Consider the following 18,907-nt stretch of genomic DNA (forward strand, 5'->3'; position numbering starts at 1 on the left):
GGCCGCGGACGGGCTGACCCCAGGCGGCCGGAGCGGCGATCCCGTGTTCCTCGAACTCGCCGAAGTCCTCGACTGTCCCGACTGCCGGGCCTCGGCCGGCCTGGTGGCGTTCGTCGACCGGGCCGAGCGTCGACGGGTGATCGAAGGGAGGCTTGGGTGTCCCCTGTGCGAGATCGAAGTGCCGATCCGCCGCGGAACGATGCGGTTCGATCTCTCGGGAGCCGCGCGGCGGGCGTCCGGGGCCGCGCTGGCCGCCCCGCCCCGCCCCGATCCGCCGCTGCCCGGCCCGGCTTCGGAGACCGCGCTGCGGATCGCCGCGCTGCTCGGCGTGACCGACCGGGCCGGCCAGGTGGTCCTGCTGGGCCCGGGTCTGGCCGGGCACGCGGGCTGGCTCGCCCGCATGGGGGACCGCCTCGAGGTCGTCGCCTGGCTGGATGCCCGGGGCGACCCGGCCGCACTGGGCGTCGCCGACCCCGAAGTGGGGGTGGACCCGCTGCTCGGCGCCTCGCCCGACGGCTGGCCCGTCAGGTCGGGCGCGCTGCACGGGGTCGCGCTCAGCGGACCGCTGGCGCTCCACCTGACCGAGATCGAGCGCTGCGTTCGCCCGGGCGCGCGTCTCTTCGTGGCTGAGCCGACTTCGGAGGACCTCGAGTCGCTATCGGAGTCGGGCTTCAGGGAACTGGCTGCGGACCCGACGGCCTGGGTCGGCGAACGCCGCTGACATCGCCGGGTCGAACGCCGGACGGTCGCTCACGCCGATAGACGTTGCACCAGCTTGACAAGACTGTATAATCCCCAGTGTCCAGATGTACGAGCGAATCAGGATCGGGGGCGGGCAGGTCCCCGGCTCGCTTTCGGGGGGGTGGGTATGACGTGGTGGAAGATCTGGAGCAGGAGTGGTGGGCGTCGGGCGGGGGAGCCGGACTACTATGAGGAGGGCGTCGACCTCGTCCGGCACGGGCATTATCACGAGGCGCTGATCTCTTTCCGCCTTTCCCTGAAACACCAACCGCGGCACGCCGCCACGCTGGAGCAGATGGCCGTGGTCTACACGCATATCGGACTGGCGGACGAGGCCGTCCGGGCCTACGCGGCCGCTCTGGAGGAGCGTCCCCGCAGCCCCGCCGCCCATTACGGGCTGGCATTCCTTCTTCTGAGGAAGGGAGCCGAAGGGGAGGCCAGGCGGCACCTGGAGGAATTCCTCGTCCTGGCCCGCGCGGACCGGGAGGAACCGAGACACCTCGATCACGCTCGCCGGACCCTGCAACGACTCGGCGCTCCGGTGGCCGAGGCGGCGACGAACTGAGAGCCGCCGCCGCGTGCACGTCTCGACCCCCCTTCCCGAAGACTACCGCCCCGGCACCCTCCCCGAACTCTTTCTGAACGGACTTTCCCGCCAGCGGGCCGACGCGGCCCGCACGCGAGGGTCCGATGGCGCCTGGACATCGACCTCCACGGACGAGATCGGGCGACGCGCGCGGGCGCTCGCCCTGGGACTGAGGGCGAAGGGCTTCGCGCGCGGCGACCGCATCGCGATCCTCGCGCGGACTCGGCTCGAGTGGGCGCTTTCGGACTGGGGCATCGCCATGGCGGGTCTCCCCTCCGTGCCCGTCTATCCGGTGCTCCCCGCCGAGCAGGTCCAGTACATCCTCTCCGACGCCGGCGCCCGCGCCGTTTTCGTCGAAGATCAGGAACAACTGGACAAGATCGCGGAAATCGAAGCTGATCTGCCCGCGCTGGAGCTGGCGATCGCGTTCGAACCGGTGACGGCGCCCGCCGGGTCCGCCCTCGAGACGATGCAGCTCGACGAGTTGTCGAGACTGGGAGAGGCCGCGCCCGAGGCGCTCGCGGAGACGTACGAATCCCACGCGCGAGAGACGCGCCCGGAGGACCTCGCGACGCTCATCTACACCTCGGGCACGACCGGCGACCCGAAGGGGGTGATGCTCACGCACGGCAACTTCCACTCCAACGCCGATCTCGCCCTGCGCGTCTTCCCCGTCGACTCGAGCGACGTGGCCCTCGGGCTGTTGCCGCTCGCGCACGTGTTCGAGCGCACGGTGGGGCACTACATCATGTGGCATGCCGGCGTGACGGTGGCGTACGCGGAGTCGACGAATACCGTGGCCCGCGACCTCGGAGAGGTCTCTCCCACCTTCATGGCCGCCGTGCCGCGGGTGTTCGAGAAGGTGCTCGAGAGGGTCGAAGAGGCTGCGAGGACGGCGGGGGGCGCGAAGGAGAAGATCTTCGGCTGGGCCCGGCGGGTCGGGGAGCGGCGCGCCATCGCGGATCTGGAGGGGCGGCGGACCGGACCCCTCCTCGGTCTCCAGGCCGCCGTCGCGGACCGCCTCGTATTCTCGAAGCTGCGCGCCCGGACCGGCGGCAGGATTCGGTACTTCGCGAGCGGCGGCGCCCCGCTCCCGCCGGCGGTGGGCCTCTTCTTCTTCGGTGCCGGCCTCCGGGTCGTGGAGGGGTACGGGCTGACCGAGACCTCGCCGGTCCTCACCTTCAATCCGGTCGACGCCATCCGCCTCGGCACCGTCGGAAAACCGATCCCGGGCACGGAAATCCGCATCGCCGAGGACGGGGAGATCCTCGCCCGCGGACCCCAGATCATGGCGGGCTACTTCAACAAGCCCGAGGCGACGGCCGAAGCGATCGACGAAGACGGCTGGTTCCACACCGGAGACGTGGGGGAGATCGACGATCACGGGTACGTCAGGATCACGGATCGCAAGAAGGACCTGCTGATCACGGCCTACGGCAAGAACATCGCGCCGCAGCCGATCGAATCCGAGATCAAGCGCCACCCGCTGGTCGCCGAGGCCGTGATGCTGGGGGACCAGCGCAAGTTCCCGATCGTCGTCATCGTGCCGGAGTACGCGGTCCTCCGCCCGCGGTTGCACGGCGTAGAGGAGGCGGCGGACGCCGATCTGGCTACGGACCCGCAGACCCGGGGCCTCCTCCGACGGGCGGTGCGGGAGTGCTGCCGCGAGTTCGCGCACTACGAACAGCCGCGCGAGGTGCTCGTCGTCCCCGGTCCGTTCACGATCGAGGGCGGGGAGTTGACCCCGACCCTCAAGGTGAAGCGCCGCGTCATCCAGACCCGCTTCGCCGACGCGATCGACGCGCTCTACGAGCGGGCCGAGGACGCCATGAGCCGGCGGGAGAAAGAGCGGGACGGCCCGTGAGCGAGGTCGTGGTCGGGTTCATGACCGGGCCCGACCGCGAACAGCTCGTGCGGATCGGACGGGCGCTCGTCGCCGAACGGCTCATCGCCTGCCTGAACGTCGTCGAAGGCGTGACGTCCCTCTATCGCTGGGACGACGAACTGCGGGAGGACGCGGAGGCCCTCGGGATCCTCAAGACGACGGCCGCCCGCGTCGACGCCGTCGGAAGGCGGATTCGCGACCTCCACCCCTACGACGTGCCCGAGATCCTCTTCCTCCCCGTGGCCGCCGGCTCCGAACCCTACCTCGACTGGGTCCGCGGCGAGGTGGACCGCTAGCCTCCGGCCGCCCGCGGGGGACGGCGCCGCGCCTTCAGCGCGCCGTCTCGTTCTCCGATCTGTACCAGAGCCAGAAGAGGACGCCCGCCGCCGTCCACAGGATGGCGCCGCCCCCGATCCTCATGATCAGCCCCGCCATCCGCTGGTCCTCGCCCGCCGAGAGGATACCGACCGGGGGGGCCAGTTCGTACGTCGCGTAGAACGGAAGCTCCGCGAACGTGAGGAAGACGTAGGGGAGGGTCATCAGCACCGTGCTCGCGATCAGATAGCAGATGCGGACCCCGAACGGGAAGCGCGGGCGGTGCGGGACCGGGCTCACCACGGGCCACCAGAAGACGAGGCCGCCGCCCAGCCAGACCATGTCGAGAACGAGTGATCCCGCCTGCGAACCCATGAGTCCGTCCACCACGCCCGGCCAGTGGGTCGCGATGACGACCGTCTGGAACAGGAGGAGGGCGATCAGCGGTCGCGAGAGAGCGCCGGCGACGCCCGCCAGCCGGCTGCCGGCCGCGCGTTGGAGCGCTCTCCGGGGAAGACCCGCGATCAGGAGCGGTGGAGCGAGGAGGGCGATGAGGAGGAACTGCACCATGTGCACCGAGGCCAGATAGCCCGAGCCCAGCGCGCCCACCGGCCAGTCGAGCGCGACCCAGAGTGCGAGCGCGCCGACGCCGAACCGCGTGAGTTCCGCCCGCGAGGGCCGCGAGCCGCGGGTGAACCGCCGGTAGGCCAGCAACAGGAGCGCGATGAACAGCCACACGCCGGGGTAGGGACGCCACGACCAGCTCCAGGGGATCCCCTGGGCGGCGCACCACCATTGCATGGCGAGGGGTCAGCCGCCCGCTTCGTCCGCCGGACGCGGGGCGGTCCGGTGGAGACGCAGCAGGATGGGCAGATCGTGCCTCCAGTCCGTCTGGCGCACGCCGCCGGGATACAGCGCCCGTACGACGGCGTCCCCCGTGATGGCCACGACCGGCGTGGCGTGACCCACGTCGTACGGTTCGCCGCTCCCCGGCGCGGGCGGATCTCCCTCGATCTTCGCCGCCGGAAGGCGGAAGGCGGCCTGGACCTCGTTCACCGCTTCCATGTCGCCGCGGAGTCCGACGAAGGACCGGTCGAAGCGGTCGAGCCACGCCCGCAGCCGTTCAGGCGTATCCCGCGCAGGGTCGGTGGTGACGAAGACGACCTCGATCGCGCGCCGGTCCCCGTACGCCAGATCGTCGAGCGCCGCGCTCAGCACCGCCATCTGCACCGGGCAAATATCCGGACACCAGGTGTAGCCGAAGAAGAGGAGCGTGAGAGACCCCGCGGTCGCGCTCCGGAAGTCGTACCGGCGTCCCTCGGTATCGAGGAGCGCGAACTCCGGCGCCTCGAAGGGGCGCTCGAGGGCGAGGCCGCGCAGCCCGCCCGCGCCCTCCGCGCGGTCGATGCCCGCGTCGGGAGCCCCGCGGTCGATGCCCGCGTCGGGAGCCCCGCAGCCGAAGGTCGCACCGGCGAGCGCCGCGAAGGCGAGGGTCGCGCCTGTCCGGGAGCGTGTCATCGTTCGAGCGCGTCCTACGCGAAGAGAGCGGCGAGGGAGGAGGCGATGCCGTCCAGCAACCCCCGTATGTAGTCCAGGACGGGGAGGGTGTCCAGGACGACGAGGCCGGTCCCGATCACCGCGCCGAGGCCATAGCCGAGCCGAACGATCAGATCGAACTCGCGCTGGCTGATGTCGCGTACGAGCCGTTCGATCCGCTGGATCGGGAAGTTCTCGATCTTGCTGGAGATCCGCTCCGCGATCCGGATGCGCTCCGCCACCTCGGGCACGCGCCCGGCCACCCAGTCCCAGGTCGGGGCGGCCATGGTGTCCGCGAGCCGCACGGCCGCGTCCTCGCGCAGGATGCGGTCCAGACGGCCGATCGGCGTGCGGAGCAGGCGATCCGCGACCGGTTCGGCGATCGAGTCGAAGAGTGCGCGCCCCGCCTCGGAGCGGAACCCCGCCGCGAGCGCACTCGCCACTCGATCCGCCGGCACGGCTCGCAGCACGTCCGCCCAGCTGCGTTCGGCGAAGCGCTCGAGCAGTTCCTCGAGCTGGTCGATCAGGAAGGCTCGTGATCCGGGATCGCGGGCCGCCCCCACGAGCCACCCGGCGATCGAGTCGAGCGCGCTCTCGACCTGGGGGTCGCCCGCGACGCCGAACACCTCCGACGGGGGGTGTCGCAGGAACTCGACCACGCCTTCGTTGACGTTGCGGGCGATGGCCGACTGCACCTCCTCTTCGCGCAACACCTTCCCCAGGCGGTCGGCCCCCTCCGTCTCGAGCGTGTCCAGCGCGCGCGTCACGGTGTCTTCGGTGACGACGAGGCGGGCGACGACGCGCTGGTGGAATCGGAGATCCTGCATGAAGCGGGCGAGCAGCTCGCCGATCAGCCGCTCGATCCGCTCGCGCGCCCCGGGATCGTCGAGCAGCCGGCTCAGCCGCTCGATGGCGACCGGGAGGTAGTCCCGGATGGCGTGTTCGAGTGCGGCCACCAGCCCCGGCGGAACGAGCTGCTCGAACGTCCGGTCCGATCTCAGCATGTGCCGCGCCGCCTCGTCGAGGTGACGCCGCACCGTGGCCTCGAAGGCCGCGGACTCGACCAGCCGCGCGAGCCCGCCCTCGATCGCCTCCTGGACGGCCGCGCGCCGCTCCGGGTCGAGCGTCCGCGACAGTGGCGCCTCGCTCAGCGATTCGCGCACCGTGTCGAGGAGTCGGGACGCCTCTTCCCGGAACTCGGGCGAGTCGAGAGCGCCCGCGAGGAAGTCCCGCCCCTCCGACAGGAACCCCATGAGGAGTCGCCGAACCTCGACGAGCGCCGCTTCGGGCAGCAGGTCCGCCAGCGCCGGCTGCTCCCGTTCGGTCAGCTCGATGGCCAGTTCTCGCAGTCGTCCCTGAAACGCGGTCTCCAGTTGCTGCAGTTCGGAGGCGATGTCGTCCGGGGTCAGGAGGGTGCCGCCGACGACGTTCCCCACGGAATCGGCCAGCCGATTCTGGTTCTTCGGTACGGCGCCCTGCAGCCACCGGACCTTCCGGCCGAAAAACCGCGGCGGTCGGTAGGGGTGGAACAGCATCCAGACGGCGATCCGGTTCGTGATCCCGCCCGCAAGGGCTCCGAAGGCGACGGTGACGACGGCGCGCAGCCAGTCGATGTCCATCAGGGCGTGGGCAGCGTGGCCGAGAGCCCGGTGAAGTGGAACTCCTCGCCCCCGATGCGGAGGACCGCCTCCAGGCGGACCGCGGACGCGACGCCCGGCACCTCGGTCGCGAGGGGTCGAAAGGTCCCCCACAGCTCCGAACCGGCGATCTCGAAGCGCCGCGTCGAGGCGGACGCGGGGTCCGGCGGCGCGAGCATCACCTCGCCCCAGCTGGCCTCGATTCCGTGCAGCCAGGTGTAGGCCACGGCGGGCTGCCCGAGCGCCCCGGCGTGGATGAGGAATCCGTTCCCGAGCGAGTCGGCGAAGAGAAGGGTCTCTCCCCCCTCGGCCGGCGCGGGAATCCGCAGCGCCCGGGCGGCCCGCCGAAAGAAGAGCATGCCGGGCAACGCCTCCGGCCCCGTATGGAGGACGCCGATTCCGAGGGACTCCCGCTGCCCGGTCGGCCCCGTCCAGACCGACACCTGTTCGCCCGCCACGAGCCGCATGGCATCCGCGCCTTCGTCGGCCCGGTCGGTCGGTCCGGTGAAGTGGAGGCTCACGACCTGGCCGGCGTCCCCGACGCGCACGGACATCCCGGGCGCGGGGAGCAGACGCCAGGCCGCGCGGGCCACCGCCAGCGTGTCCCGGGCCAGCAGGAGCGACCGCCAGGGGCCGCCGTCGCTGACCTGGACCTCGTAGTCGCGCGACAGATGCGGCCCCCGCGTCGTCTGGTCGAACGAGCCGAAGAACGCGTTCCCGTCGCCGTCGGCGAAGAGCAGGTGCGTCAGATAACGTGCGTCCACCGGCGCCGCGAGCAGTTCACCGCCTGTTTCGTCGCTGCTCTCCGCCGTCCCATCGGGGGAGGGGGGCGCGCACGCGCACAGGATCGCGACCGCGCACGTCGCGGGGAACGGAAGCCGCCGCATCACGATGCCCCCGGGAGTGCCTCCGATGGGGGGCCGGGTTCGGAGGTTCCGGCGGACTCCGACAATCGGGCCGCCGGCCCGAGGGCCCGGTCGAGCCACAGCAGCATGCGCCGGATCCGACGCCGGTTGGCCCCGAGGTCGAAGTCCCTCCGCCGGGCCCGCGACAACGCATCCACGCGGGTGAGGCCGTTTGCATCCAGCGCGACCCAGACCGTGAGGTCGTCGACGAACCGGAGGACCGGGTTCACGCACATCACGCTGATCAGGCCGAGGTCTTCATCGCTGAGCGCGAGCTTCCACGACGGATGTCGCCGCACGTACCTCAGCAGTTCATCCCAGACGCACGCGAACGGCGCCTGGTAGAGCCGCGGCTCGGGTCCGTCCGGACGCCGCGTGTCCGCCGAGGTGCCGCTGACCTCGCCGGCTCCGGGCGACTCGGCCCATCCCTCCGTCATGCGGAATCTCCGTTTTGCCCGGTTGCCCGCGTCTTCGGCGGCCGGATAGCTTGCCGCTCGGTGCGGCCCGGTCGACGAGTCCACTCGACCCCCGTCCGCGGAGCGACCCCAAGGAGAAACCGACGGTTCGTCATGCAGGCCATAATACCTCTGGCGGGGAAGGGTACAAGGGTCCGTCCCCACACCCATTCCCGTCCCAAACCCTTGTTGCGCGTGGCGAATCGGCCCGTGCTCTCCTACGTTATCGAGCAGCTTCGCGCCGAAGGCGCCGACGATTTCATCTTCATTACCGGACACCTCGCGCCTCGGATTCAGGCCTGGATGACCGAGGAATTCCCCGGGCTCCCGGTCACCTACGTGGAGCAGGTCGCGCAGCGGGGGACGGCCGACGCGATCGCCCTCGCCGAACCGCATGTGACGGGTCCGGTTCTCATCGTGTTCGTCGATACGCTCTTCGACGCGGACTTCAGCGTGCTGCACCGACAGGCCGACGCCTCCGGCATCATCTGGGCCCGGGAGGTCGAGGACTACCAGCGGTACGGCGTCATCCTCACCGATGAGGCCGGGTATATGAAGCAGATCATTGAGAAGCCGGAGGAGCCCGTCTCGAAGCTGGCCAACATCGGCCTGTACTACGTCCGGGACCATGAACTGATGTTCGAAGGCGTTCGACATGTGCTGAATCAGGATCCGAATCTGGGTGAATATTTTCTCACGGACGCGTTCCAGTACATGATCGACCGCGGCGCCCGTCTCTATACGGCGGAAGTGGGCGGATGGTTCGATTGCGGGAAGCCGGAGACGCTGCTGGAGACGAATCGGGTCATGCTCGAGCGCGGCCACGGAGACCGGCCGGAGCTTCCGGACTCGGTCTCGATCGAGGGCGCCACGGCGATCGCACCCGACGCCACGGTCGAGGCGTCCAGCCTCGGACCCAACGTGAGCATCGCGGCCGGGAGCCGCGTGCGGGGCTCGCGCCTCCGCGACGCGATCATCGGGGAGGGCAGCGTCATCGAGGACTGCGATCTCCGGGATTCCCTCGTCGGGGATCGCGTGGTCCTGCGGGGCGTGCGCGGGAGGGTCAACGTGGGAGACGACGCCGTCATCGAGGGGGGCCGCTGATGCGGGGTTGCGGCGCGTCGGCCGTCCGGGACGGGAGGCTTCGGGGTTGAACCACGATGATCTGATCTACGACTGGAACCGGCTTCCGCCGAGCCACGACTACGCCGCGACGACGGTGGAACTCAGCGACGAGACGCTCCGCGACGGCCTGCAGAACCCCTCCGTCACGGACCCGCCGATCGAGAAGAAGATCGAACTCCTCCACCTCATGGCGGACCTCGGCATCCACTCCGCGGACATCGGACTACCCGGCGCCGGACCGAGGGCGTACGAGGCGTGCCTCGCGCTGGCGCGCGAGATCGCCGACACCGGACTCCCGATCGACGTCACCCTGGCGGCCCGCACCGTCCGCGCCGACATCGAACCCGTGGCGCGGATCCAGGAGGAGAGCGGCCTCAAGCTCGAGGTCGCCACGTTCATCGGGAGTTCTCCGATCCGGCAGTACGCCGAGGACTGGGACGTCGAGCGCATCCTCGACGCCACCCGCGGCGCGATCGAGTTCGCCGTCAGCGAGGGTCTCGATGTGATGTACGTGACCGAGGACACCACGAGATCGCGGCCGCGCACGCTCACCCGGCTCTTCTCCGCCGCGGTCGAGGCGGGGGCGCGGCGGATCTGCCTCGCGGACACCGTCGGCCACGCGACGCCGCACGGCGTACGCCGGCTCGTCCGCTTCGCGAAGGACTTTGCGGCCGGCACCGGGGAGCCCGTGAAGATCGACTGGCACGGTCACCGCGACCGCGGTCTGGGGCTCGCGAACGCCCTGGCGGCGATCGAGGAGGGCGTGGACCGGGTGCACGCCACGGCGCTCGGCATCGGCGAACGGATCGGCAACGTCGAGATGGACCTGCTGCTCGTGAACCTCCACCTCCTCGGGACGCACGACCACCCCATCGACCGACTGGCGGACTACTGCCGCGTCACGGCGGAGATGTGCGGGATCGACATCCCGTACAACTATCCCGTGATCGGAGACGACGCGTTTCGCACGGGGACCGGGGTTCACGCGGCCGCGATCATCAAGGCCATGCAGAAGGGCGACCGCTGGCTGGAGGACTGCGTCTACAGCGGCGTCCCGGCCTCGCTCGTGGGGAGGAGCCAGATCATCGAGATCTCGCCGGTCTCGGGACTCAGCAACGTGCGTCACTGGCTGAGCCATCACGGACACGACGCGGACGACGAGGCCCTGTGTACGGCCGTCTTCCGGCTCGCCAAGAAGTGCAATCAAACGCTGTCCCGCGGCGAGATCGAGTCGGAGATCGCGCGCGTTCAGGCCGAGCGGACCTGAGGTGTCCGACGGAGCGATGCGCGAGATGCGGGCGCGGGCCCCGGCGACGGCGGCGGCGCGGAGAGCCGCCGCGGGCGTCCTCCTGCTGCTGCCCCTGCCGCTGAACACCGGCCTGGCGGCGCAGGATGCGAGCTTCGAGCGCGTACCCACGCTTCCCAACGGGGTCCCCGTCGTCGTGTTCCCCGTGCAGTCGGCCGTGCCCCCCGCCGAAGGGGGCTGGGTCGGGGACACCGGGAGCGGACGCCGAGCGATCGACCTCCTGAACGCCGAACTCGCCTTCGCCTTCGGCGAGGAAGCGGGCGCGCGCAGCTGGGCGCTGGGGCCGGCGGTCGAAGCCCGACTCGCGCGCAATCCGACGATCGGCGTCGATCCGCGTCGGCTCGCGTACCACGGGCTGCTGCGCGACCCCGGGCGGCGACAACTCTACGAGCCGCTGCACACGCAACTCCGTCAGGTGGCGTCGCTGTTCGACGCCCGTCTCGTGGTCCTGCCCCTCTCCGTCTGGTACCGGCGGGCGGACCGCGCGCCGGACGCAGGTCGGGCGGTGCTGCTCCTCGCGGTGATCGACGTGCGGCGCAGCGCGGTGCTGTGGCACGGCACGATCGAGGGGAGAGCCGCGGACGCCGCCTCCCCGGCCGCGCTCACGACGCTGGCGCTGCGCGTGGCCGATCAGCTGGTGCCTTCCTGACGGTGCCTCCGCTGCACAACGAGACGTTTGACGAGACCCACGACGAGACGGATGACGTGACCCACGACGTGACGCTGCTACCGGGCGACGGGATCGGTCCGGAGATCTCGCGCACGGTCCTCGACATCCTCGAGGCCGCGGGCGCGCCCATCCGCTGGCACGAATGCGTCGGCGGGGTGACCGCCCTGGAGACCGTCGGCGAGCCGCTCCCGCAGGCGACCCTCGACTCGATCGAGACCACCGCCGTCGCGCTCAAGGGGCCGCTCACGACCCCCATCGGCTCGGGCTTTCGCTCGGTGAACGTCGCCCTCCGCAAGCACTTCGACCTGTTCGCGAACGTCCGCCCGGCCCTCACGCTCCTCCCGTCGGCCCGCTATCCGGGCGTCGACCTCGTCATCGTGCGCGAGAACACGGAGGGCCTGTACGCGGGGATCGAGCACTTCATCGGCATGGAGAACGACCCCCGCGCGGTCGCCGAGTCGGTCATGCTCATCACGCGCTACGGATCGCGCCGCATCGTGCGCTTCGCCTTCGAGTACGCCCTCGCGCACGGCCGCCGTCGCGTGACCCTCGTCCACAAGGCGAATATCCTCAAGTACACGCAGGGTCTCTTTCTCGAGGTCGGCCGCAACGTGGCCGCGGAATACGAGGGGAGGGTGGAGTTCGATGACCGGATCGTGGACGCCACCGCGATGCAGCTCGTGCTGGACCCCTACCAGTTCGACGTGATCGTGACCGAGAACATGTTCGGCGACATCCTCTCGGATCTGGCGGCCGGGCTCATCGGCGGACTCGGCTTCGCGCCGGGCGCGAACCTCGGCGAGCGGGCGGCGATCTTCGAGGCGGTGCACGGCTCGGCGCCCGACATCGCCGGGCGGGGGATCGCCAACCCGACATCGCTTCTGCTCGCGAGCTGCCTCATGCTCGACCATCTGGGCGAGACGTCGACGGCCGCCCGCATCCGGGCCGCGCTCCGCCGCACGCTCGACGAAGGCGCCGCGCGCACGCCGGACTTCGGCGGAACGGCCCGCACCGCGGAGTTCGGGGAGGCGGTCATCGAACGGCTGGAGGGGGATACCGCATGACCGGATCGCGACGCCAATCGGTCGAGGAGTTGCACTTCAAGGGGGGGGCCTGCGACGCCTGCGGTCAGGTGTTCCCGAAGGACCAGCTCGATGAGGATCAGTGGTGCGAGGCGTGTCGCCCGCTCATGCAGCGCCGCATGCGCCGCTGGCGGCACTTCATCGCCGCCCTCATCACGTTCCCGTTCGCCGTCTGGGTGGTGATCTGGACGGGGCGCTTCCCGCAGTTCGACTACCTGCCCCGCTTCGCCTGGCTGCTGCCGCTGTCGGCCGCGTACTATCTCGGCTTCCGCATCGGCCGCGAGGTCGTCAAGGGCTACGGACGATGGCGTCGCGGCCGCTAGACGGTCCGCGGCGGCCGGGGATGCGCGTGATCGCGGGGCTGCCGGCCGCGGCGCTCGCCGTCATGGTCGGCGTCGTCCTCGTTGTCAACGCGCACCTGTTCGGCTGGCCGGGGGTGGCCGGCGGGGTCGCGCTCGGCGCCGGCGGCATTGCGCTCGGCGTCTACTGCTTCCGCCCCCGACCATCCGACACCAACCGTGAGGCGGCCGCGGGCTGCCCCGACCCGGGAGAACTTCCAGAATGACCTTCGAGGGAGTGGATTACTTCAATCTCGACGCGCTCCTCGACGAGGAGGAGATCGCCATCCGGGACCTCGTCCGGGAGTGGGTGGACCGGGAGGTCATGCCGATCATCGGCCACCACTACATCGAGCGCACCTTCCCGCGCGAACTCATCCCCCAGATGGGGGAACTCGGCTTCCTGGGGGCGAACCTGCCCGAGGAATACGGGTGCGCCGGCCTCAACAACGTGGCCTACGGCCTCATCATGCAGGAACTCGAGCGGGGGGACTCGGGCATCCGCTCGTTCTGCTCCGTCCAGGGTGCGCTCGTGATGTATCCCATCTTCGCGTTCGGGTCGGAGGATCAGAAACGCGAGTGGCTCCCGCGGCTGGCCAGCGGTGACGCCGTCGGCTGCTTCGGCCTCACGGAACCCGACTTCGGCTCGAACCCCGCCGGCATGATCACCCGGGCGGTCGAGGACGGCGACGAGTGGGTGCTCAACGGCGCCAAGATGTGGATCACGAACGGGTCGATGGCCGACGTGGCGGTGATCTGGGCCAAGACCGGGGACCTGGACGATGTGGGCTCCATCCGCGGCTTCCTCATCGAGACCGAGCGGGACGGGTTCTCCGCCCGTGACCAGAAGGGGAAGCTCTCCCTCCTCGCCTCGGACACCTCCGAACTCGTGCTCCAGGACGTGAGGGTGCCGCGGACGAACCTGCTCCCCGGGAGCGGGGGGCTCAAGAGTCCGCTCAAGTGTCTCACGCAGGCGCGCTACGGGATCTCGTGGGGCGCCGTGGGCGCGGCGATGTCGTGCTACCGCGAGTCGGTCGAGTACGCGAAGAACCGTCTGCAGTTCGACGGGACCCCGATCGCCCAGACCCAGATCCAGCAGGTGCGGATCGCCGACATGCTGACCGAGATCACCAAGGCCCAGCTTCTCGTCCTCCGTCTCGGCCGCATGAAGGACGAGGGCACGATGCGGCCGCAGCACGTCTCGCTCGCGAAGCGCAACAACGTCGACATGGCGTGCGAGTGCGCCCGCGAGGCGCGGCGCCTGCTGGGCGCGAACGGGATCCTCGCCGAGTACGCTTCGATGCGGCACATGGCGAACCTCGAGTCCGTCTACACCTACGAGGGCACGCACGACATCCACTCCCTCATCCTGGGACACGACGCGACCGGGCTTCCCGCCTACAACTGACGAGCGCAGGACGAAAGCCATGAAACGAGTCACGGCCATCTTCGTGCCGGCCCTCCTGGTGGCGTGCACCCCCGAGCCCGGGGCCGAGGCCGCCGGGGGAGAGGCGCCGGCCCTCGTGTCGGAGTTCGGCCGCTACGAGGGCTACAGCGAGCCCCGCTACGACGGCTGGATCACGACCTCCCGCTACGTCGAGATGCGGGACGGCGTGCGGCTGGCGGTTGAGACCACCCGTCCCGCCCTCGGGACCGTGCCCGAGAGCGAACCCCTCCCGGTCGTGTGGACCCACTCGCGCTACCACCGGAATCCGAGCCGGATCATCAGCGTACTCACGCCGGACCTGGACCCGATCCCGGACATCCGTTCCATGGTCGACGCGAACGAGGATCTCCAGCGACTCGTCCTCCACGGCTACGTGGTGGCCGCGGCCGGCGTGCGGGGGAGCGGCGCCTCCTTCGGCCGCTACGAGGGGCTGTTCTCGGAGGCGGAGACGGCCGACGCGGTCGAACTCATCGAGTGGCTCGCCTCGCAGCCCTGGTCGGACGGGAACGTCGGTATGTACGGCGGTTCCTACCTCGGCATCACGCAGTACATGGCCGCCTCCGGCAAGCCCCCGGCGCTGAAGGCGATCTTCCCCGATGTCGCGGCGCTCGACATGTACGATCTCATGTATCCCGGCGGCGTGTACCGGGACGACCTCATCCAGCACTGGGGCGGCCTGACGCGCGAGTTCGACACCACGATCCCGGCGCCGGCCGTGGACGAAGACGTGGAGGGAGTCCTCCTGCGGGAGGCGATGGAAGAGCACGAGGACAACTGGGACGTGCTCGATCAGTACGGCGCGGGGCGCTACCGCGATCATGCGGCGCCCGAACTGGCGTGGGAGCGCCACGGACCGAGCGGCGTGCTCGAGGATGTGCTGGAGGCCCGCATCCCCGCGTATCACTGGAACGGGTGGTACGACATCTTCGTCACCGACGCCGTCCTCTGGTTCGAGAACTATCGGGGACCCCAGAAGCTCGGCATCGGAGCCTGGCCGCACGCCGGCATGCCCGATCCCGATCTGATGGCGGAGCGCATACACCTCTACGCCATCGAGCAGCACAGGTGGTTCGACTACTGGCTCAAGGGCATCGACAACGGCGTCCTCGACGAAGCCCCGATCCACTACGCGGTCATGAACGATCCGGGCGACTGGCGCTGGACGTCGACGGACGCGTGGCCGCCGGAGACCACGAGCCGGCGCCTCTTCCTCGCGCCCGGGGCGAGCGGGAGCGTGGCCTCGGTCAACGATGGCGGGCTCTCCCCCGACGCCCCCTCCGCCGAGGCGGCGTTCGACGAATACAGGGTCGACCTCACGACGACGACCGGGACGTCTTCCCGCTGGGACAACGCGGTCGGGGCCGCGCCGGAGATGCTGTACCCGGACCTGCGCGAGACGGACGCGAAGTCGCTGACCTACACGACGCCGCCGCTGGAGTCCGATCTCACGATCACGGGGCACCCGGTGGTGACGCTGTGGGTGACCTCGTCGCAGCGGGACGCCGACTTCTTCGTGCTGCTCGAGGAGGTGGACGCGGCGGGATCCTCCCGCTACGTGACCGAGGGCGTGCTGCGCGCCTCGCACCGGGCGCTCGCGGAAGCCCCGTGGGACAATCTCGGGCTCCCCTTCCAGCGCAGCTACGCGAGCGATGTCCAGCCGCTCCCGGACGCGCCGGCCGAACTCAAGCTCGATCTGCACCCGACCTCGACCGTCTTCAACGCCGGACACCGCCTCCGGCTGACGGTGATGGGGGCGGACCGGGACAACGCCGAGGAGGTCTCGGAGGACCCGCCCACGGTGCGGGTCTACCGCTCCGCCGCCCATCCGTCGAGCGTCGAACTGCCCATCGCCGAGGGAGCCGCCCCGGGTTCGTAGCCGCCGCCGAGGCGTCGCCGCGGGGAACGCCACGTCACCGCGACGACCGGACGTGCACAGGGGGCTCGGTTCCGTTCCACCTGGGCACGGCTGTGGAATGTCCTCCGCTGTCGGACCGTGATATTCGCGAGATCCTGTACGACGGGACGGGAAGGGGGTAGCGGTTCGTCGTGCTGCCGACCGACGCTCTGGCCGATCCAATCCACCCCGGAGGGTGGGTATCCGGCCAGCCGTGAAGCCGTCGAACGAGTGAGGCAGCTCTAACATCAATCATCGACATCGGCGCGAGACATCGCGACTCTTCTCCACGGACTTCCGGGACCGGAAAGGAGGAAGCCCTGGGCAAGATTGACCGCCGCGACTTCGTCGTCAGGGCCGGACGCTGGGCGGGGGCCGCCGCGATCGCCCCCTCGCTGACCGGGCTCGCAGCCTGCGCCGAGAGCCCGTCCGCTCCATCTTCGGGGAAGCTTGCCGGGTCCAGACAGAACGGGAACGGGTACGGGCCCTTGCGCCGCGCAGGCCCGGAACTGGCGCTGCCGGATGGGTTTTCCTACGCGATCCTCAGCGTAGAATGCCGTCCCATGTCGGATGGAACGTTGACGCCGCGCGCTCACGACGGGATGGGACTCTTCCCGATGAGCGACGATGTCGTTCGCCTCGTGCGGAACCATGAAGATCGGGACCTGCCCGGCCTCGCAATGCCGCTGGTCTCGCCGGACCTGGCGTACGATCCCCAGGGGGGCGGCGGAACGACGACCCTGGAGGTCCGGCTGGAGGCCGATGGACGCCCCACCCTGCTGCGCGACTTCGTGAGCCTGGGGGGGACCATCGTCAACTGCGCGGGTGGCACGACCGCGTGGCGCAGCTGGCTGTCGTGCGAGGAAACGACCGAGGGACGACGGGACGGCGGCTGGTCCGTCCCCCACGGATACGTGTTCGAGGTCCCCGCGGACGCCGACGGGCCGGTACAGCCGCAGCCGCTGCGAGATATGGGCCGTTTCACACATGAGGCCGTAGCGGTGGATCCCGGTACGGGGTTCGTCTACGAGACGGAGGATTACAGCAGCCGCGCGGGTTTCTATCGCTTCAGACCCCACACTCCGGGCGTCCTTGCGGATGGGGGCGCCCTGGAGATGCTCGCCGTACGCGGTGACCCTCAAGTGGATCTCCGCGCCAGCCAAAGCACGGGTATGTGGCGCGAGGTCGAGTGGGTTCCGATCGAACGTCCCGATCCGCCTGAAGCCGAGGAGAGCCCGACGACCGTTTGGCGCGAAGGATTCGAGGCGGGCGGAGCCCGGTTCTCGCGTCTCGAGGGCTGCTGGTACGGCGACCAAAGCATCTATTTTCACGCCACCCACGGCGGAGACGCCCAACTGGGTCAGGTCTGGCGGTACGTGCCCGCGGAGGAAGCCATGGTCCTCGTGTTCGAGTCGCCATCGGTGCAGGTTCTGGACAGCCCCGACAATATCACGGTCAGCCCCAGGGGCGGCATCCTCATCTGCGAAGACAACAGGGACGCACATCTCCGGGGCCTGTCGCCTTCGGGAGAGATCTTCCCCTTCGCTCGGAACCTCCTGAACCGGCGCGAGTTCGCGGGGGCATGCTTCAGCCCGGATGGCCGGACGTTGTTCTTCAACCTTCAGGGCGATACGGACTTCACGGGGCCGGGCGACCTGAGTTACACGTTCGCGGTCTGGGGACCCTGGGAACGCGGGGCGCTCTGAACAGGCTTCAGGCGCCGGGGCCGGCCGGCGCTGTATCGAAAGAAGAAACCCGGGAATCCAGGGTGGCCTCCGGTACGACCGGAACCAGCAACCGACCAGCGCTGGAGCGACGCGATGAACGAACGAACATCGGTTCGACGCAGGCTTCAACGGCAAGATAGACTCCGATACCGAAATCCGGTTCGGTCGTCGCTCCTTGTCGCGGCTCTGTTCGGGATTGCCTCCTGTGGGGGAGACGGGACAACGGATCCGCCGCCCCCGCCACCTCCGCCGCCATCACCCCCACCGGTGGCCCCGGTGGCGGTCGGCTCGATACCGGCGCAGGTCCTCGCTGCGGGACAGGCCGTCACGGTGGATGTGACCCCGTTCTTCAGCGATCCCGATGGGGGCGCGCTGACCTACGCTGCGGCATCGTCGAACGAGGCGGTGGTCTCCGTCTCGCTGTCGGGGAGCAGCCTGACGGTGACGGCGGTGGCCGCGGGTACGGCGGCGGTGACGGTGACGGCGACGGACCCGGACGGTCTGAGCGCGACGCAGAGCGCCGATGTGACCGTGGTGGCGGGATTCCGGGACGACTTTGACTCCGCCGAGAGTCTGGACAAGTGGGAGCTCGTTGAAGGGCGCGCCTCCGTATCCGATGGCCTGCTGCGCCTTACCAACACCGACGACGAAGCCGGATGGATGCGCCATCTCCTGGACTCCTCGCTGACGTCCTGGACGCTTCGTGCGAGAATGTCCCGGGCCGAGGGGCGTGGCCGGGTATCCCTTGCGTGGTATTCGGGCCACGAGCGGTACACTCTATTCACGTTCGACATCAAGGATACCAGCAGCGGCAACTACGGTTTGTACATGTGGGATGAGGAGCAGGAGGACTGGCTCAAGCTCGAAGACCAGTCCGGCTACTCGGACGCCGTCAGACACGGCGCGAATGAAATGACGGAGATCACGATCGCCCGGGAAGAGGAAGAGTTGATCGGGATGGCCGGAGACACGGAACTCTTCCGTTGGCGGCTTAACAAGACCGCCGCCACTCTGTTCGATGAGCTGACCGGGATCGAGCTCTACTATGACAGCTCCAGCGGGGGCAGATCGGGACTTTACGACTGGGTGGAGGCGGCCGGCACTCAAAGCGGCGCGGCGATGCCGGATGTGCCCGTCGCGAGACCGGGGACGCAATCTCCGAGGCTTGGCGGGGAACGCCGCTGACATCTCCAGCGTGAGCCGAGGCCGGTGGGCCAGCGGCTGCTACCGCCGCCGGCACACCGAGGTTGACCCTCGA

19 protein-coding genes are annotated in these 18,907 nt (G+C 69.8%); 14 read left to right on the top strand and 5 right to left on the bottom strand.

All coding sequences use genetic code 11. From position 1 onward, the window contains the following. The first annotated feature begins 43 nt into the window (after window positions 1–43). The 4 genes from ACOOHF_RS09535 to cutA all read left to right on the top strand — a co-directional run bounded on the left by ACOOHF_RS09535 (window position 44) and on the right by cutA (window position 3,508). Window positions 44–721 (top strand): hypothetical protein, encoded by a 678-nt coding sequence (locus tag ACOOHF_RS09535; RefSeq protein WP_420461469.1) that lies wholly within the window; start codon window positions 44–46, stop codon window positions 719–721. 147 nt (window positions 722–868) lie between these two features. Continuing rightward, on the top strand, window positions 869–1,306 hold the full coding sequence (locus ACOOHF_RS09540; protein WP_420461470.1) for a tetratricopeptide repeat protein: 438 nt from the start codon (window positions 869–871) through the stop codon (window positions 1,304–1,306). Window positions 1,307–1,319: 13 nt separating this feature from the next. Next, on the top strand, window positions 1,320–3,191 hold the full coding sequence (locus ACOOHF_RS09545; protein ID WP_419934774.1) for an AMP-dependent synthetase/ligase: 1,872 nt from the start codon (window positions 1,320–1,322) through the stop codon (window positions 3,189–3,191). Then, entirely contained in the window at window positions 3,188–3,508 is a 321-nt protein-coding gene (cutA, locus tag ACOOHF_RS09550; RefSeq protein ID WP_419934775.1) for a divalent-cation tolerance protein CutA, read from the top strand. The genes ACOOHF_RS09545 and cutA overlap by 4 nt, the downstream gene beginning before the upstream one ends. Before the next feature lie 34 nt (window positions 3,509–3,542). Here cutA and ACOOHF_RS09555 read toward each other — a convergent pair whose 3' ends face one another. The 5 genes from ACOOHF_RS09555 to ACOOHF_RS09575 are packed head-to-tail and all read right to left on the bottom strand — an operon-like array spanning window position 3,543 to window position 8,042. After that, the gene (locus ACOOHF_RS09555) at window positions 3,543–4,328 is read right to left on the bottom strand and encodes a cytochrome c oxidase assembly protein (RefSeq protein ID WP_420461471.1); all 786 of its coding nucleotides are present in this window, start codon (window positions 4,326–4,328) and stop codon (window positions 3,543–3,545) included. Between the two features lie 9 nt (window positions 4,329–4,337). Further along, a complete protein-coding gene (locus tag ACOOHF_RS09560; protein WP_420461472.1) occupies window positions 4,338–5,045 on the bottom strand; it encodes an SCO family protein in 708 nt (235 codons plus the stop codon). A 14-nt stretch (window positions 5,046–5,059) separates the two neighbouring features. Beyond that, window positions 5,060–6,682, bottom strand: coding sequence for a DUF445 family protein (locus tag ACOOHF_RS09565; RefSeq protein ID WP_420461473.1), 1,623 nt, complete (start codon window positions 6,680–6,682; stop codon window positions 5,060–5,062). Then, window positions 6,682–7,587, bottom strand: a complete 906-nt coding sequence (locus ACOOHF_RS09570) for a hypothetical protein (RefSeq protein ID WP_420461474.1) — start codon at window positions 7,585–7,587, stop codon at window positions 6,682–6,684. Before ACOOHF_RS09570 ends, ACOOHF_RS09565 begins: the two co-directional genes overlap by 1 nt. Further along, on the bottom strand, window positions 7,587–8,042 hold the full coding sequence (locus tag ACOOHF_RS09575) for a DUF1499 domain-containing protein (protein WP_420461475.1): 456 nt from the start codon (window positions 8,040–8,042) through the stop codon (window positions 7,587–7,589). Before ACOOHF_RS09575 ends, ACOOHF_RS09570 begins: the two co-directional genes overlap by 1 nt. 132 nt (window positions 8,043–8,174) lie before the next feature. On the opposite strand from ACOOHF_RS09575, the gene ACOOHF_RS09580 reads away from it, so the two are divergent. The 10 genes from ACOOHF_RS09580 to ACOOHF_RS09625 all read left to right on the top strand — a co-directional run bounded on the left by ACOOHF_RS09580 (window position 8,175) and on the right by ACOOHF_RS09625 (window position 18,834). Beyond that, on the top strand, window positions 8,175–9,164 hold the full coding sequence (locus tag ACOOHF_RS09580) for a sugar phosphate nucleotidyltransferase (RefSeq protein WP_420461476.1): 990 nt from the start codon (window positions 8,175–8,177) through the stop codon (window positions 9,162–9,164). Window positions 9,165–9,210: 46 nt separating this feature from the next. Beyond that, a complete protein-coding gene (locus tag ACOOHF_RS09585) occupies window positions 9,211–10,452 on the top strand; it encodes a LeuA family protein (RefSeq protein WP_420461477.1) in 1,242 nt (413 codons plus the stop codon). Window position 10,453: 1 nt separating this feature from the next. Next, the gene (locus ACOOHF_RS09590) at window positions 10,454–11,140 is read left to right on the top strand and encodes a hypothetical protein (protein WP_420461478.1); all 687 of its coding nucleotides are present in this window, start codon (window positions 10,454–10,456) and stop codon (window positions 11,138–11,140) included. A gap of 11 nt (window positions 11,141–11,151) precedes the next feature. Continuing rightward, the gene (locus ACOOHF_RS09595; RefSeq protein WP_420464355.1) at window positions 11,152–12,225 is read left to right on the top strand and encodes an isocitrate/isopropylmalate dehydrogenase family protein; all 1,074 of its coding nucleotides are present in this window, start codon (window positions 11,152–11,154) and stop codon (window positions 12,223–12,225) included. Further along, window positions 12,222–12,566: a hypothetical protein gene (locus ACOOHF_RS09600; RefSeq protein ID WP_420461479.1), complete on the top strand. Its 345-nt coding sequence runs from the start codon at window positions 12,222–12,224 to the stop codon at window positions 12,564–12,566. Before ACOOHF_RS09595 ends, ACOOHF_RS09600 begins: the two co-directional genes overlap by 4 nt. Beyond that, the gene (locus ACOOHF_RS09605) at window positions 12,548–12,808 is read left to right on the top strand and encodes a hypothetical protein (protein WP_420461480.1); all 261 of its coding nucleotides are present in this window, start codon (window positions 12,548–12,550) and stop codon (window positions 12,806–12,808) included. The genes ACOOHF_RS09600 and ACOOHF_RS09605 overlap by 19 nt, the downstream gene beginning before the upstream one ends. Next, window positions 12,805–13,989: an acyl-CoA dehydrogenase family protein gene (locus tag ACOOHF_RS09610; protein WP_420461481.1), complete on the top strand. Its 1,185-nt coding sequence runs from the start codon at window positions 12,805–12,807 to the stop codon at window positions 13,987–13,989. The genes ACOOHF_RS09605 and ACOOHF_RS09610 overlap by 4 nt, the downstream gene beginning before the upstream one ends. Window positions 13,990–14,008: 19 nt before the next feature. Continuing rightward, entirely contained in the window at window positions 14,009–15,904 is a 1,896-nt protein-coding gene (locus ACOOHF_RS09615; RefSeq protein ID WP_420461482.1) for a CocE/NonD family hydrolase, read from the top strand. Between the two features lie 401 nt (window positions 15,905–16,305). Beyond that, window positions 16,306–17,628, top strand: a complete 1,323-nt coding sequence (locus ACOOHF_RS09620; protein ID WP_420464356.1) for an alkaline phosphatase PhoX — start codon at window positions 16,306–16,308, stop codon at window positions 17,626–17,628. 297 nt (window positions 17,629–17,925) lie between these two features. Further along, a complete protein-coding gene (locus ACOOHF_RS09625; protein WP_420461483.1) occupies window positions 17,926–18,834 on the top strand; it encodes an Ig-like domain-containing protein in 909 nt (302 codons plus the stop codon). Window positions 18,835–18,907: the final 73 nt, after the last annotated feature.

Origin of the sequence: Candidatus Palauibacter sp. (assembly GCF_965216145.1) — a bacterium.
In the GTDB taxonomy this organism is placed as follows: Bacteria; Gemmatimonadota; Gemmatimonadetes; order Palauibacterales; family Palauibacteraceae; genus Palauibacter.